The following is a 15,538-nucleotide window of genomic DNA, read 5'->3' on the forward strand; positions in this document are numbered from 1 at the left end:
AGCTAACGGTTCCCGTCATCAGGGTCCGTAGAGGACTTTCACCTCCAAGTCAACGATTGACCACCACGATCAATCATCTGGTGCTTACGCACCACGCGCCATGCCTGGCGCACCAAACAAAAAAGGGCGTGCCCATAAGGCACGCCCTTTTTCATGTCGTAACAAGAGAACTTACTTGGTCACCAGCGACATCACCTGCTCGGTGAATGGGTTAGCAAAGAGGATGATCATCGCCACGACGAAAACGTAGATGGCGAGGGACTCGATCATGGCGAGACCGATCATCATGGTCGTCAGGATTTTGCCGCTGACGCCGGGATTACGGGCAACGCCTTCAACGGCGCTCTTGATAGCCATTCCCTGGCCAATGCCGGTTCCGAACGAACCGATACCCATGCCTAAACCGGCAGCGATCATACACCAAGCGAAGAATTCCATTGTGTTGCTCCTTTCGAGGTTGAGTTGTTCCTAAATAATATAGGACCTTGAATCGCCGTAGCGAACGAATGACTTAGTGAGCCTCTTCCAGGGCGCCGGCGATATAGATCATGGCCAGCAGGGTGAAAACGAAGGTCTGGATGAAAGCGACGAGCACGCCCATAAGTATCATCGGTACCGGCAACAAGAAGGGAACCAGTGCCAGAAAAATCATCAGCACGATCTCGTGACCGTACATATTGCCGAAAAGACGCAGGGAGAGCGAAAGGGGACGAGCCAGGTGGCCGATGATTTCGATGATGAAGATCAGCGGCGCCAAGGCCAGGATCGGCCCCATGAAATGCTTGAAATAGTGGAAGCCGTGCTCCTTGACGCCGACGATATGGGTCATGACGAAGACAGTCAGGGCCAGGGCTACGTTGGTGTTGAGATTGGCGGTCGGCGGATAGAAGCCGGGGATCAGGGCGATCAGGTTGGAAACCAGAATGAAGAGGGCGAAAGTGGCCAGCAGCGGGAAGTAGGCCTTGCCCTTGGGGCCCATAGTCTCCTCAACGAGATTCTCGATCCCGGTGACCACGACTTCCATGAAATTCTGCAAGCCGCCGGGGATCATCTTCACCGCCCGCGAGGCCAAAAAAGCCACGATGATCAGCACCAGCATGACAAACCAAGTGTAGGTGACGTGCTCGCCCACATGGGTATGAAGTTGCTGCTCTAGCCACTGCAAAAAGAGAAAGGGATGCGTCATGGTTGGCTATTGCCTCCTCGGTTACATTCGGATCGTCCGCTTTAGGGTGGTCAGCAGCACATTCAGCACCACCACCGACAGCCCGACCACCAGTGCCGGCAAGTCGACCCTGGCCTTGGCGATCAAGAGAAAGAGCAGACTTCCCAAAACCGCCAGTCGAAGCACATAATTGATTTGAAAACCCTTGGCCGACTGCTGTGACGGCGCGCCGAGCAGACGGGTCAGGGCCAGATACCGCCAGTAGTGAGCGAGTATGGCGATCAATCCCCCGGCGAGAACCCCCAGGGTGACCGCTGAAGAACGCCAGAAAAGGCTGATGAGCACCAGAATCGCCAGAAGCAGCCAATTGCGTCGGGACAAGTCCCCCAGCAAGCTATCATCCTTTTCCGCCACTGTCCTCCCGGTTCTCTTCCTGCGAACGCCTGATTTCGCGATCGGTCAGAATATAGATATTGCGAAACCCCGAGACAATGCCGAACCCCAGGAAAATCAGGGTAAACCAGGGGGAAGTGTCGAACTTTTGGTCGAGCCACCAGCCCATGCCGAGACCGATCAAGGTCGCGGCCACCATCGAAATCCCGACACTTGAAAGAAAACCAAGGCTTCTGAATAATTGATGTTTATCTTCGGCCATGGGTCATCTTCCGGAAGGAAACAGCAGGTGAAAAACCCGCCTTAAGTACCATAGGGACAGGGCGATGTCAACGGTTTTTGGCAGCTTTTGTCCATTTAATCTTCCCCTCGCTTGCGCCCGCGCCAGTCCCGGCAGCTCCAGTCGATCTGGCTCCACATCCCGCGCAGCATACGCAGCTCGCGGACATCCAAAGCAGCCCGCTGATGAATCCGGCGCAGGCTGTTCATCACGACCTGCGGACGCTTCGGATTGAGAAAGGCGATGCGCGCCAGAATGTTTTCCATTTGCCCGAAGAGGCCTTCGAGCTCGCCCAGTTCCGAGCGCTCACGGACCTCCTTGCCAGGTGTTGCCGGTTGCCGCGCCAGTTCGTGGATAAAGAGCAGCACCGCCTGGGCGAGATTGAGGGAGCCGACCTCGGTAAAGGTAGCGATGGTCGCAGCATGGGAGCAGAGGGCGACTTCGTCGCTCGTCAACCCGGCATCCTCGCGGCCGAAGACCAGTCCCATCCGACCGCCGGCAGACAAGCTGCGGCGCAACTCCGGCACCCGCGCCAGATCAAGCAGTTCTCCGCGCAGGCGCCCGCCGCGCCGGGTGGTGGCCACGCTCAGCCGTAAATCGGCGATGGCCGAGGCCAGATCAGGGAAGACCCGGGCCGAGCCGAGCAGAGGATGGGCGGCGACGGCGAACTTGCGCGCCTCGGGATGAAGATGGTCGCAGGGGTTGACCAGTCGCAGGTCGACAAACCCGAAATTGGCCATGGCCCGACAGACCATGCCGATATTTCCGGGACTTTGCGGCTCGACCAGGATAATGGCGACATCTTCGGCGAAGGGGGACATGGGTGGGCGCTCCCGGCAAAAAGAAGAGGCAACACCATACCGGAAAAAGGGCATTTACACCAGTCCGACACGCCCCCTACCAGCCCCGCCCGTAGTTTTCCGCGCAGGGGATGCAAACCTTCTTCCCCGCGCGCAGGCGAACCCGCGGTTCCATCACCTGCTCCCCGCATTGCTCGCAGATCAGCGATGCAAAGAGGCGCGCATGTTCCGGTGCTTCCGGCTTGATCATTTCAATCCGAAAGTGGGTCTCCGCCGAATCGGCGAGAAAATCCCCGATCTTCCTCTGCTGCGCGGTCCAAAAGGTCTGCCGTTCCGTTTCATTGGCTTCGCCCCCGAAAACCCGCAACATCAGCGCTTCCTGCTCGGGTGTACGCTTGAAAAGATCGGCGGTGAGGGCGATACGTACCCCCCGATTTTTGCGCCGGTCGATGACGGTGAAAACATTTTTTCCATGGTCGCGATAGATGAGATTGCCCTTGCCCAAGGTGCAGCCGAGAACGGACTGAATAGCATCGATGCCACAGGCGTCACATTCGACGATGGCAACCAGTTCTTCATCCTCGGCCCGGGCGATGGCGAGACGTTTCAGGGCGACACGGGCCGCCGCGTAGCCAACGGCAAGACCGAGGCAAGCGTGGCCGTGGAAGCGGATGCTTTCCTTAAAAGCCGGTTCATAAGTGTAATTCATCGGAATCTCCCAAATCAAAAGAGGCGTTGAGCAGTTCTCGGGTATAGGGATGGCCGGGGTGCTGCCAGACCTGGGCGGCGTTGCCGACCTCCACCAGGTTTCCGGCGTGCATGACGCCGATGCGATCACTGACCTTGCGCGCCAAACCGAGATCGTGAGTTACCAGCAGCAGGGTCAGGCCTTTTTCGATCTGCAGGTCGAGCAGAAGCCTCATGACCTTAGCCTGGACGCTGGGATCGAGGGCGCTCGTCGGCTCATCGGCAACCAGCAGCAGCGGTTCGGTGATCAGAGCGCGGGCGATGCACAACCGTTGCAGCGTCCCCTGATTGAGTTGCTGGGGGAAGCGGCGGAGAAATTCGGGGGCGTTCGGCAGATGGACTTCGGCCAGCGCCCGCGCGACCCGCTCGCGCAGGCTTTCCGGCATGCCGGCCGTCTTCTGGATGCGCAGCGGCTCGGCGACGATCTCGAAAACGTCGAGACGGGGACTAACGGCCAAGGCCGGATGCTGCTGGACAATCCCGACCTGCCGCGCCAGTGCCGTTTGCTCCTGCCGCAGCCAGTCCTCCATTTCACGCCCGGCGAATAAGCACTTGCCACTATCGGGAGCAAGAGCGCCGGCGGCGATCATCGCCAAGGTGCTTTTGCCCGATCCCGTCTCCCCCACCAGGCCGAAGACCTCTCCCTGACGCAACTGTAGATCAACCGGGGCGAGGGCAGTGACATGAGCGTAGGACTTTCTCACCCCGTACAGCTCAAGAAGGTTGACGATTCCTCCCCGGCGGCAACGCAGCAGATGCTCGCCGACCGGGAGCAGTTCCGGCTCTTCCTCCCGGCACGCCGGCTGGGCTTGGGTGCAGCGCGGAGCAAAGAGACAGCCCTGTTCCGGGGCATGACCAGTTTCCCGCGGGTCGTCGCTTCCAATCGTATGGGCATGCTCCGCCGCCTGCCGGTCATGGACATGAACCATGCGGTAGAAGGCGTCGCCGCGCATACCGCCAAGATCGCGAACGGCGTCGATGCGGGGATAGGACCGAACCAGTGCCTGGGTGTAGGGATGGCGGGGAGCCGCGAAGAGATCCTGGGCGGGCAGCTCTTCGAAAATCCGGCCGAGATAGAGGACCGCCACCGTATCGGCCAGGCGCCGGCAGCTATCGAGATCATGGCTGATCAGGAGAATCGCCTTTCCCCGGCGACGCTGCTCGCGAATAACCTCACCGACAAATTTCCGTGCCGGGGGATCGAGGGCGGCGGTCGGTTCATCAAGAATCAATACTTGGGGATCAAGAATCAGCGCCATCGCCAGCAGCGCCCGCTGGATCTGGCCGCCGCTCAGTTCATGGGGATAGTGCCGCGCCAGACCCGGTTCAAGGCCCATCGCGGCCAGAGCCGTCCGCGCTTGCGCCAACGCCTCACCCGCGCCCAGCCCGCGATGCACGATCAGCGGCTCAGCGACCTGCGCGCCGACGGACAAGACCGGATTGAGGGCAGCGGCGCCGTTCTGGCCGACCATGGCAATGCGCCTCCAGCGCACACGGTTCCAGTCCCCTTCCGAAAGATGGGTCAGATCCTCTCCGTCCAGATGCAGCGCGCCGTCGATGCGGGCGTTTTTAGCCGCCAGACCCAGCAAACTTCGAGCCAGGGTGGTCTTGCCCGAGCCCGATTCCCCGACCAGGGCCAATACCCGCCCCGGCTCCAGGCGCAGATCGACACGGTCGATGGCGAGCAGAGCATGTTCCCCCTCTTGATAGCAGACCCGCAGTTGCGAACATTCCAACATCTTCAACCCTCCCTCAGACGCGAATCGAACAGCGCTTCACAGCCGACGGCAAGCAGGGTCAGGGACAGAATGAGGAGACTCAGGCAGAGCAGCGGCGGCAGCAGCCAGTGCCACCAGATATCGAGATAGTAGTACTGGATGCCGTCGCGAAGGGTCTGCCCCAGGGATTTGCGCCCCGGCTCGAAAAGGCCGAGAAAGGCCAGAGAAACCTCCATCGCCAGAGCCATGCGGATTTTCCCCGCCAACCCCGCGAGAAAGAGCGGGGCGAGTTCGGGCAAAAGATGCCGGCCGAGAATGTAAAATGTCGAGCCGCCCATCTGCCGGGCAGCCGCCACGTGCGGCCGGTTGCGCAGGGAAAGGGCCTGGGCGCGAATGGCCCGGGCGGTGCTCGGCCAGCTCAGCAGAGCGAGAAGCAGCGCCAGGAGCAGGGGCGAAGGCGGCGCCAGAACCGCCAGCAGCAGCAAGGGCATCACGAGGGGAATGGCGAGGAGCACGTCGGCCAGACGCATGCCGACGGCATCGACGGCGCCGCCGTACCAGGCCGTCATCAGACCGACGGCGACCCCCAAAGCCAGAGCCGCAAACCCGCCGACAAGGCCGAAAGCCAGGGAATTGCGCAAACCGTAAAGCAACTCGGCAAAGAGATCCATTCCGGCGTCGTTGACCCCCAGCCAATGACTACCGTCGGGAAGGCTCAAGGGGACGAAGGGCATGGCCTGGGGGTCGTAGGGACTCAGCCAGGGAGCCAAAAGAGCCGCCGCCAAGAGCAGCGCCAAGAGTCCGCCGCCGATCCGCAACCGGCCGTTGCCGAGTCGCCGTCGCGAGTCAATGACCATGACACACCCTCGGATCAAGACGCCGGTAGAGCAGCTCCACACCCAGATTGAGCACCAGCACGGCAAGGGAAGAGAAGAGGATGATCCCCCGCGCCAGGGGGAGATCCCGTCGGCCGACCGCCTCCACCAGCAGGCGCGCGAGCCCCGGGTAGGCAAAGAGGGTTTCGACCACCAGAGCGCCGGTCACCATCAGGGAAAAACGCAGACCGAAACGGGTCACCAGGGGCAGGAGGGCATTGCGCGCGCCATGGCGGTAACGTACCCGCCAGGGGGGCAGACCCTTGGCCTGGGCCGTTTCCAGATAGGGGGCGTCCAGAACCAGGAGCATGCTCCCCCGCGCCAGCAGAAAATTCCCCGGCAGATCGGCCAGAACCAGGGTCAGCAGCGGCAGCGCCAAATGCCGCAGCAGATCAGCGAACCAGGCCCCTCCGGCAAGCTCGGCGTAAGCGGTCTGTGCGCCCGAGGCCGGCAACCATTCCAGGCGCAGAGAGAAAAAGAGGAGCAGCAACAGGCCACTGACCAGTTCGGGTACGCCGTCAAGCAGGCTCATGACGGCAACGCTCCCCTTCTCCAGCGGCGACCCCCGCCGCCAGGCGACCTCCATCCCGGCGATGAAGCCCAAGGCCGTGGCGAGCAGATGGGCGCTCCCCATGAGCAGCAAGGTCCAGGGGAGCGCCTCAGTGATCAGGTCCAGAACCGGCTTTTCCAGGGCCAGGGAGCATCCCCAGTCCCCCCGCGCCAACGCCGAGAGATAGCCGCTGAAGCTCTCCTCCGTCCCGAAACGTTCGCGCAGGGCCGCCGCCTGATCGGCATCGAGCAAGGCGTCTCCCCTTTCCCAGTGGGCGCTGACGAAATCCCCCGGCAGCAGGCGCAGCAAGGCGTGACTCAGCATCAGCAGAAGCACGGCGGCCAGCGCATAGGCCGTCAGGGTCGACCAAAGCTTTCCCCTCATGGCAGCAGCGCCTGCTTGTTCTGGGGAATGGGCACCCCCTTGCCGAGCCCGCTCTTGCTGTAATACCAGTCAATCCCCTTCTCCGGCCGGTAGGCGCTCAGGTTCGCCGGATAGTAAAGAGGCAGCGTCGGCAATTCCTCGGCAAGCAGCTCCTGAATGCGAAAGACCAGCGCCCGGCGCTTGTCCTCATCCACGGCCTGCAGCTGTTCATCCAGCAACGCCACCAGTTCCGGATTCTTCCCGAAGCGGGCGCTGTTAAAGGCGCCCCCAGGACCCGGCAAAATCATTTCATTGAGGATTTTCGGGTCGCCGCCGATGCCGCCTTGACCGGAAAGGGCTAGATCGAACGCGCCCCGAGCCAGCCGTTGATCGGCGGCGGCCTGTTCCAGCACCCGTAACTCGACCTGGATGCCGATTGCCTCCAGCTGCTCCTTGAGAATCAGCCCGTCCCGGTCGCCGCCGCTGCCGCCGGCCACGGCAATGGACGAAGAAATCAGCTCCAGCCGCAGAGCCCGCCCCTCCCGCCGCAAGACACCCGCAGTATCGGAGCGGTAACCGAGCTCGGCCAAAAGCGCCCGCGCCCGCCCGGGATCGTGGGCATAGACCGGGGTAGAGGGATTGTAGAAGGGGTGGCCCGGCGCAAGCAGACCGGGAGAAGCCGGGACGGCAAAACCGCGCTGACTCTTGGCTATCAGACCCCCGAGATCGACCGCATACGCCAGCGCCTGCCGGAAGCGGCGGTCGGAACAAGGGAATTTATCGTGATTGATCATCAACTTGCGCACCCACCCCCCACGCTCCTCGATCACCGTCAAACCCTTGCGCCGTAGCGGCTCTGCCATCTCCGGGCGAATCGCCGCCAGGTCGGCCTGACCGTTGGCCAGGGAAATAAGCGGATTAGTGGAGCGCAGGTAGATCAGGCGTTTCACCCGGGGCGAACCCTGATAATAATCGGCGAACGCCTCAAAGAGATAGCTGCCCCGGACCTCGTCGAAATCGCGGAAGCGGTACGGTCCGCTGCCGACGAAGGCCTCGGGAACGGCGAAGGCCAGGGGATCATCCACTCCCTCCCAGATGTGCCGGGGGAGAATCGGCAGGGAACCGCCGATTTCGGCAAGAAAGGGGGCGTAGGGGTGGGCCAGGTGCAGGGTGACGCGGCGCGCATCGCGCACCTCGACCCGCCTCACCACCGAAACATCGGCCCAGACGTAAGGATGGCGCCGATAGTAGTCAATACTGAAGGCGACATCGTCGGCGGTCAGGGGGCACCCATCATGCCAGCGCGCCTCGGGGTGCAGCTCAAAGGTGCAGGCGGTCTTCGCTTTGTTCCAGTTCCAGAATTGGGCCAGGGCCGGCACCGGGCCGTCGCGGTCCTTCCAGATCAGGGTGTCGAAAATCCAGCTCATGCGCACGAACCCCGAACCTCGTGGATAGTGGCGAAAGGGGTTGGGCGGGCCGTGGTCGCCCCGTTCGTCGGCAATGCGCAACTCTTCCACCGGCGGTGCCGCAGAGCGGCCGACGGCGGCCGGCGGGTCGGCCTCCGCAGACCGCAGTCCGGGCAAGAGCCCAAGGAAGAGCAACAGGCAGGCGACACGCATCATGGGCAAGCACTCACAACCATCAGAACGTCAGATCCACAGTCAGCACCGTGGTCAAGGGCGCTCCTGGATAGTAGCCGGTCTGTCCTTCGCGGCTGTCGTCGAAGGCCTTGATGACCGAGACGTACTTGCGATTCAGGAGGTTGTTCAGTTCCAGGCCGACCTTCAGGCTTTTCGCCGGTCCGACATCCTTGAAGCGGTAGCTGCCGCGCAGATCCAGGAGCAGATACGAGCCGACCCGCTCGCGATGTTCCACATCGCCATAGCGAGCTCCCATCCAGCGCAGCACCGGGGCGATCTCGGCGGCGCCGGGGCGATAGATCAGACCGCTTTTCACCTGCCAACGCGGGGTATCCACCACTTGGTGCCCCTCACAGTCGCAGCGGGTGCCAGCAAACACCAGATCATCCTTGTAGGTCAGAATGGTGTAACTGGGATTGAGAAAAAGGGTCAGGGCTTCCGTCGGATAGGCGTTCATCTCCAGATCGATCCCGTACCCGTCGGCCGCGCCGACATTCTGCTCATAATTGAGGTCGACCCGGGGGTCGTAAATGCTAGTGAGCAGATTTTTGTGCCGGCTCAGAAAAAGGGTCGGCGTCAGATCGAACCAGTCTCCGGCATAGCGCAGGCCGAGGTCGACGGTGTCCGATTTTTCCATGGCGTAGCCGTCGAAGAGCTGCTGAAGAGCGATCCCCTGGGCCTGAAAGCGGGCACGCTGGTTGTTGTAGAGGGTCGCCAGGGGAAGGTAAGCGTAGGGACGAATGAAGTTGCGCCCGTAGCTCCCATAGAGTTGCAGGCGCTCGTTCAGATTATAGGCAACGCCCAGGGTGGGCAGCCAGATATCGTAGACTTCTCCGGCACGGTCGAGGTCGCTTGCCCGCACCGGCGCGTAGTCGGGAGCGGGGCCGGCGACATAGCCTCGGCTGTCCGCATCCTCGAAGCGGAAATACTTCATCCCCCCCTGCCAGTCCAGATCACTCAGACGGCCGGAGAACTTGAGATAGGGGCTATGGATGCAGGTGTCGCTGGCGATCGCCATGACGCCCATGCCTCGATCTTCCAAGCCGTCGGGGACAATAGCCAGGTTCCGGGTGAAAACATCCATGGCGCCGGTTTCGAAGTGGTAGCCGAGAACCGACTCTACTTCTCCCAGCTTTCCTTGGACCTCGGCGACGACGCCGCCGCGCTCGATATCCCGGTTGCGCTCCTGCACCCTTCCGCCCTGAACGGCCACACCCTCGCGAATGACTGAATCTTCCCAGGAATAGTACGGCTTCAGCATGAACCTGAGGTCATCACCGGGGGTTAGGGTAAGTATCGCAAGCAGGTCGTCGTTCTCATAGACGCCGCGATTGTAATCGTAATAATGGATATCTTCGCCCGCGATTCCGGTGCGAGCCTCGTTGAAATCCTTGCGGTAATTGCTCTTTAGATCGCGGATGTCGGCATAACTTAAGGGGCGATAAAGGTGCTGGTCGAGCTCGTTGCGGTTATACCAGAGCTTGAGATCGGCCTGCTCGCCGAGGGGCTGGGAAAATCCGAGATTGAGGTTGCGCCGGGGCCCCACTTCGCCGGGACCCCGCCATTTGTCGGAGTCGCCATAGGATACGGCGGCGGAAAAGCGCGTGTCGAAGCCATTGAGCGCTCCGCTGTCAAGCCGGAGGAAAGATCGGGAGTAGTCATGGGAACCGAATCCCTGCTTGAGGCGCAGAGAAAACTCCTCCCCCGGCCACTCGGGATGGAGTACGACGGCGCCCCCCCGGGAACCGACGCCGGTGCCGATATTGGCGGGCACCGCCCCCTTGTATAGGGAAAGTCCGGCCATGTTTTCCAGATCATAAAGATAATCGCGAGGCCCGACGGGATTGAGGCCGACATTCGGCACCCCTTCCACCGTCAATGCGCCCAGCATCCCCCGCACCCCGCGCACACGCAGATTCCCCTGCTCCGCCGCCAACCCCATCCCATCGGCGCTTTCGACACTGAGTCCGGGCAGGATGCCGAGGGCCTCGGAAACCCGGGTGGCCGCCGTGGTTCCCTGAAGAGCCACCCCTTCGGCGGTCACTTCGCTGCCGGTATAGACCGTTTCATCGGCCTGCCGGGTAGGAATGATAAGTTCCTGACCGGAAACGACGACCGGCGCAAGGACAACCCCCTCCTCGGCGGCAACGCGCGGGGGGAGTGAGCCCACCAGGCACAAAGCGATCACCAGCAGGCAATAAAAAATCGGCATGGGACGTCTCCCGAATCCGTCTAGAGAAGCGGTGCTACGGAAATAAATTTCGTTGCACCATAGCCCGTTCCCGGCGCCCCTGTCAATCTCCAGCGGCGCGAAAAAGCTCAAGAGAAGGGATCGCCCTTTCCGAACCCGCGAAGAACCCATTTTTCCTGCTATGCTTTTTAAAATGAAAGATGCCGGCTATTTCCACTCAAGGAGTAAACACAATGAAGACACTCCGGACCGGGAAAACCCTCTTGCCCGCCCTGCTGACGACTTTGATCCTGCTCTTTTCCGCCGGCCACGCCCTAGCGAAAACCGACCGCTGGCTGGTGATACTCACCAGCAGCGACGTCCAGACCCAAGGAATGGCGATGATCCTAGCCACCGAAGCCCAGCGCCAGGGCACCCCGGTGCGGGTGCTGTTGTGCGACGAAGCCGGAAAATTGGCGCTCAAGGATTTCACCCCGCCGACCCTCAAACCCCGGGAGGTGACGCCGAAACAGATGCTGCAAGGACTCATGGAGAAAGGCGCCCAGGTTCAGGTCTGCGCCCTCTTCCTGCCCAATTCCGGCAAGACCGCCGCCGACCTCATCGCCGGCGTCACCCCCGCCACCCCGCCGGAGATCGTGACACTGCTCAACGACGACGATACCCGGGTTTTGAGCTTCTGAACGGCGACGGACACCAAAAAAGAGCGGGGAGAGTCGATGTCGGCTCTCCCCGCTCCTTTTGGGTTTCCCATCTGTCAGGAAGTTTTTCAATCCGCTCCCCCCTCCAAGCCCATCGCCCGCAGCACCTTGAGCAGTTCCTCCGGCGCGTAAACGGGCAGTTCCGCCCCGCGAAAGTCCTTGCCGTTGCGGGTGACAATGGCCTGGGCACCGGACTGACGGGCCGCCTGATGAATGACCGAATCCTCGAAATCGTCGAAATCGTCGGTCAGGGCCGCTTCCAGCACCGGTCGGGTAATCGGCGCGATTTCAAAAAGGGACAGCAGGACGGCGACCGCTTCGCGGGCCTGCTCTCGGCCCAGGGTCTTGGCCGTCAGATAATGAATGGTGGTGAGAGTGGTCGCCCCCAGACAGCCGCCGATTATGCCCCGCTCCACGGCGGCAAAAAGCCTGGCGGCCGCCTCGGCATGGGGGGCGCGGTCGATGAGCAGATCGAGAACGACATTGGTGTCGAAAAGCACCTTCATCGGTTTTTCTCTTCCAGGTGGCGCCGATAATCGGCCTCATCCAGCCGCGCCCCGCGCAGCACCCCCCGCAACGAACGGGTCAGCGGGGCCGTTTCCAGCGGTGCGGCGGGTTCGTTTGCGGCGGGCAAGAGCCGGAAATAATCGGCCACCACCTGCGAAACCGATTTGCCGGAGCGGGCCGCGTAGTTTTTGGCCTGATCGATCAGCTCATCATCCAGCCGCAAGGTCAATTTGGTCTGCATTTTATCCTCCCCTATCGACACGACGTATATTTTTACAAAAACTATACGGCAAGCCTTTTCACAATGCAAGCCCACCCGCGGGCAATTCTCATCGGAAACGAAAAAGGGCGGGGCGACGCTTTCTGCCGTCGACCCCGCCCCGAGTTTTTGCCGTCGGTCCGATGCTAGCGAATGGCGGCGTGGTACTCTTGCAGGCTGTGAATCTCCTCCTGGCCCCGGCGCCGGGCGGCGATGCCCTGGGCGGCGGCGAGGGCGGCGGCGGTGGTGGTGATATAGGGCACCTTGTAGCGGATCGCCGCCTTGCGGATGTAGGAGTCGTCATGAGCGCTGAGTTTGCCCACGGGGGTGTTGATCAAGAGCTGGATTTCGCCGTTTTTGATAGCGTCGGCGATGTTCGGGCGCCCCTCGTGCAGCTTCTGGATGGTCGTGGCGGCAATCCCCTGGGAAGTCAGGTAGGCCTGGGTGCCGGCGGTGGCGCGGAGGGTGAAGCCGAGTTCGACGAAGAGGCGGGCCGCCTCCAGCACCCCGGCCTTGTCCTGCTCGGCGACGGTGATGAGCACCGTCCCTTGCAGCGGCAGTGGCGAATTGGCCCCTTCCTGAGCCTTGAAGTAGGCCAGGCCGTAGTTGCTCGCCATCCCCAGCACTTCGCCGGTGGAGCGCATCTCCGGCCCGAGTACTGGGTCGACCTCGGGGAACATGCCGAAGGGAAAGACCGCTTCCTTCACCCCGAAGTGGGCAAATTCACGGCGCTTGAGCCCCTGGTCGGCGAGTTTTTTGCCGAGCATGGCGGCCACGGCGATGCGCGGCATGGGAATGGCGCAAACCTTGGAAACCAGCGGCACCGTGCGGCTGGCGCGGGGATTGGCTTCGAGGATGTAAACCTTGTCGTCGGCGATGGCGTACTGAATGTTCATCAGCCCGACCACCCCCATCTCCACGGCGATGCGCCGGGTGTACTCCTCGATGGTGGCGATATGCTTGGCCGGGATGGAAACGGGGGGAATGACGCAGGCCGAATCCCCGGAATGGACCCCGGCCAGCTCGATGTGCTCCATCACCGCCGGAACGAAAGCCTCGCTGCCGTCGGCAATGGCGTCGGCCTCGGCCTCGATGGCGTTCTGCAGAAAACGGTCGATAAGAATCGGCCGCTCGGGGGAGATTTCCACCGCCTTTTGCAGATATTCGCGAAGCATGGCTTCGTCGTGCACCACCTCCATGGCGCGGCCGCCGAGAACAAAGGAGGGGCGCACGATCAGCGGATAGCCGATGCGCGCAGCGATCGCCAGGGCCTGGGCCTCGGTGGCGGCCATCCCTGACTCGGGCTGGGGAATGCCGAGCTTGACCATGGTCTGGTTGAAAAGGTCGCGATCCTCGGCTTGGTCGATCGTCGCCGGGCTGGTGCCGAGGATGCGCACCCCCGCCTCTTCGAGCTGGCGGGCAATGTTCAGCGGCGTCTGCCCGCCGAACTGCACCACCACCCCTTCGGGCTTCTCCTTCTCGTAGATGGCGAGGACGTCCTCAACGGTCAGCGGCTCGAAGTAGAGCTTGTCCGAGGTATCGTAGTCGGTGGAGACGGTCTCGGGGTTGCAGTTGATCATGATCGTCTCAAAACCGGCCTCGCGCAGGGCCAGGGCGGTATGGACGCAGCAGTAGTCGAATTCGATCCCCTGGCCGATGCGGTTGGGTCCGCCGCCGAGGACCATGATCTTCTTGCGGTCGGAAACAGGAACCGAGTCCGGAGCATTGTAGGTAGAGAAGTAGTAGGCGGCATTCTCCACCCCGCTCACCGGAACCGCTTCCCAGGCCTCGACCACACCGAGCGCGGTGCGTTTGACGCGGATCGCCTCTTCGCTCAGGCCGAGGATCTGCGCCAGGTAGCGGTCGGCGAAGCCGTCCTTTTTCGCCTGGATCAGCAGGGCATCGGGGGGTAGGCTCCCCTTATGCTTGAGGATTTCCTCTTCGAGCTCGACCAGTTCCTTCATCTGTTGCAGGAACCAGGGCTTGATGAAGGTCTTGGCGTAAAGCATCTCGATATCGGCACCCTTGCGCAGCGCCTCGTAAAGCACGAACTGGCGCTCGCTGGAGGGTTCGGCGAGCAACTCCAACAATTCCGGCAGAGAGCGCTGGTGGAAATCCCTGGCGAAGCCGAGGCCGTAACGGCCGTTCTCCAGGGAACGGATCGCCTTGTGCAGGGCCTCCTTGTAGTTCTTGCCGATGCTCATCACCTCGCCGACGGCGCGCATCTGGGTGCCGAGTTTATCGTGCACGCCCTTGAACTTCTCGAAGGCCCAGCGGGCGAATTTGACCACCACGTAATCCCCCGAGGGGGTGTACTTGTCGAGGGTGCCGTCGCGCCAGTAGGGGATTTCGTCGAGGGTCAACCCGGCGGCCAATTGCGCCGAGACCAGGGCGATGGGGAAGCCGGTGGCCTTGGAGGCCAGGGCCGAGGAACGGGAGGTGCGAGGATTGATTTCGATGACCACCACCCGGCCGCTCTGCGGATCGTAGGCGAACTGGACGTTGGTGCCGCCGATCACCTCGATGGCGTCGACGATGCGGTAGGCGTATTCCTGCAGGCGCTCCTGAAGTTCGGCGTCGATGGTGAGCATCGGCGCGGTGCAAAAGGAATCACCGGTATGGACGCCGACGGCGTCGACGTTCTCGATGAAGCAGACGGTGATCTTCTGGTTCTTGGCGTCGCGCACCACCTCCAGTTCGAGCTCTTCCCAGCCGAGGATCGACTCCTCGATGAGAACCTGACTCACCGGGCTGGCGGAGAGGCCGCGGCTGACGATGGTCTCGAACTCCTCCAGATTGTAGGCAAAGCCGCCGCCGGTACCGCCCATGGTGTAGGCGGGGCGGATGACCACCGGCAGGCCGATGCGGCCGACGATCTCCAGCGCCTGCTCCAGGCTGGTGGCGATCTCGCTGCGCGGGGTCTCGATCCCCAGCCGGGTCATCGTCTCCTTGAAGGTTTCCCGGTCCTCTCCCCGTTTGATGGCGTCAAGGTTGACGCCGATCACCCGTACCCCGTACTTGTCGAGAATGCCGAGGCGAGCCAGTTCGCTGGAGAGGTTGAGAGCGGTCTGACCGCCAAGGTTGGGGAGCAGGGCGTCGGGGCGCTCCTTCTCGATGATCTCGGTCAGACGGGCGACGTTCAAGGGTTCGATGTAGGTGGCGTCGGCCATCCCCGGATCGGTCATGATCGTCGCCGGGTTGGAATTGACCAGGACGATGGAGTATCCGAGCTTGCGCAGGGCTTTGCAGGCCTGGGTACCGGAATAGTCGAATTCACAGGCCTGGCCGATGATGATCGGACCGGAACCGATGATGAGCACCTTCTTTACGTCGTCGCGTCGCGGCATGGGGA

15 protein-coding genes are annotated in these 15,538 nt (G+C 62.1%); 1 reads left to right on the forward strand and 14 read right to left on the reverse strand.

All coding sequences use genetic code 11. The features are described from left to right. Positions 1–171 precede the first annotated feature (171 nt). The 11 genes from atpE to RBR25_RS08665 form a co-directional block, all read right to left on the reverse strand. The gene (gene atpE / locus RBR25_RS08615) at positions 172–438 is read right to left on the reverse strand and encodes an ATP synthase F0 subunit C (protein ID WP_432819146.1); all 267 of its coding nucleotides are present in this window, start codon (positions 436–438) and stop codon (positions 172–174) included. A gap of 73 nt (positions 439–511) precedes the next feature. Next, positions 512–1,186, reverse strand: a complete 675-nt coding sequence (gene atpB, locus RBR25_RS08620; RefSeq protein ID WP_432819147.1) for a F0F1 ATP synthase subunit A — start codon at positions 1,184–1,186, stop codon at positions 512–514. Positions 1,187–1,207: 21 nt separating this feature from the next. Then, the gene (locus RBR25_RS08625; protein WP_432819148.1) at positions 1,208–1,558 is read right to left on the reverse strand and encodes an ATP synthase subunit I; all 351 of its coding nucleotides are present in this window, start codon (positions 1,556–1,558) and stop codon (positions 1,208–1,210) included. Positions 1,559–1,562: 4 nt separating this feature from the next. Beyond that, positions 1,563–1,820 carry an AtpZ/AtpI family protein gene (locus tag RBR25_RS08630; RefSeq protein WP_432819149.1) on the reverse strand — a complete coding sequence of 86 codons (258 nt, stop codon included), beginning with the start codon at positions 1,818–1,820 and terminating at the stop codon, positions 1,563–1,565. Positions 1,821–1,915: 95 nt separating this feature from the next. Beyond that, positions 1,916–2,659 carry an RNA methyltransferase gene (locus RBR25_RS08635; RefSeq protein WP_432819150.1) on the reverse strand — a complete coding sequence of 248 codons (744 nt, stop codon included), beginning with the start codon at positions 2,657–2,659 and terminating at the stop codon, positions 1,916–1,918. Between the two features lie 76 nt (positions 2,660–2,735). Next, positions 2,736–3,347, reverse strand: a complete 612-nt coding sequence (locus RBR25_RS08640) for an FmdE family protein (protein WP_432819151.1) — start codon at positions 3,345–3,347, stop codon at positions 2,736–2,738. Further along, positions 3,331–5,124: an ABC transporter ATP-binding protein gene (locus RBR25_RS08645; RefSeq protein ID WP_432819152.1), complete on the reverse strand. Its 1,794-nt coding sequence runs from the start codon at positions 5,122–5,124 to the stop codon at positions 3,331–3,333. Before RBR25_RS08645 ends, RBR25_RS08640 begins: the two co-directional genes overlap by 17 nt. A gap of 2 nt (positions 5,125–5,126) precedes the next feature. After that, positions 5,127–5,960 (reverse strand): ABC transporter permease, encoded by an 834-nt coding sequence (locus RBR25_RS08650; RefSeq protein WP_432819153.1) that lies wholly within the window; start codon positions 5,958–5,960, stop codon positions 5,127–5,129. Continuing rightward, a complete protein-coding gene (locus RBR25_RS08655; RefSeq protein ID WP_432819154.1) occupies positions 5,950–6,912 on the reverse strand; it encodes an ABC transporter permease in 963 nt (320 codons plus the stop codon). The genes RBR25_RS08650 and RBR25_RS08655 overlap by 11 nt, the downstream gene beginning before the upstream one ends. After that, a complete protein-coding gene (locus RBR25_RS08660) occupies positions 6,909–8,513 on the reverse strand; it encodes an ABC transporter substrate-binding protein (RefSeq protein ID WP_432819155.1) in 1,605 nt (534 codons plus the stop codon). Before RBR25_RS08660 ends, RBR25_RS08655 begins: the two co-directional genes overlap by 4 nt. A 19-nt stretch (positions 8,514–8,532) precedes the next feature. Next, positions 8,533–10,743, reverse strand: coding sequence for a TonB-dependent receptor (locus tag RBR25_RS08665; RefSeq protein WP_432819156.1), 2,211 nt, complete (start codon positions 10,741–10,743; stop codon positions 8,533–8,535). A gap of 212 nt (positions 10,744–10,955) precedes the next feature. Between RBR25_RS08665 and RBR25_RS08670 the strand changes: the two genes are divergently transcribed. Further along, on the forward strand, positions 10,956–11,402 hold the full coding sequence (locus tag RBR25_RS08670) for a hypothetical protein (RefSeq protein WP_432819157.1): 447 nt from the start codon (positions 10,956–10,958) through the stop codon (positions 11,400–11,402). 86 nt (positions 11,403–11,488) lie between these two features. Here RBR25_RS08670 and RBR25_RS08675 read toward each other — a convergent pair whose 3' ends face one another. The 3 genes from RBR25_RS08675 to carB all read right to left on the reverse strand — a co-directional run bounded on the left by RBR25_RS08675 (position 11,489) and on the right by carB (position 15,533). After that, a complete protein-coding gene (locus RBR25_RS08675; protein ID WP_432819158.1) occupies positions 11,489–11,926 on the reverse strand; it encodes a PIN domain-containing protein in 438 nt (145 codons plus the stop codon). After that, positions 11,923–12,168, reverse strand: coding sequence for a DUF6364 family protein (locus RBR25_RS08680; RefSeq protein WP_432819159.1), 246 nt, complete (start codon positions 12,166–12,168; stop codon positions 11,923–11,925). The genes RBR25_RS08675 and RBR25_RS08680 overlap by 4 nt, the downstream gene beginning before the upstream one ends. 164 nt (positions 12,169–12,332) lie before the next feature. Continuing rightward, entirely contained in the window at positions 12,333–15,533 is a 3,201-nt protein-coding gene (carB, locus tag RBR25_RS08685; protein WP_432819160.1) for a carbamoyl-phosphate synthase large subunit, read from the reverse strand. Positions 15,534–15,538: the final 5 nt, after the last annotated feature.

The sequence above is a fragment of the Trichloromonas sp. genome (assembly GCF_034006665.1).
Lineage (GTDB): Bacteria > Desulfobacterota > Desulfuromonadia > Desulfuromonadales > Trichloromonadaceae > Trichloromonas.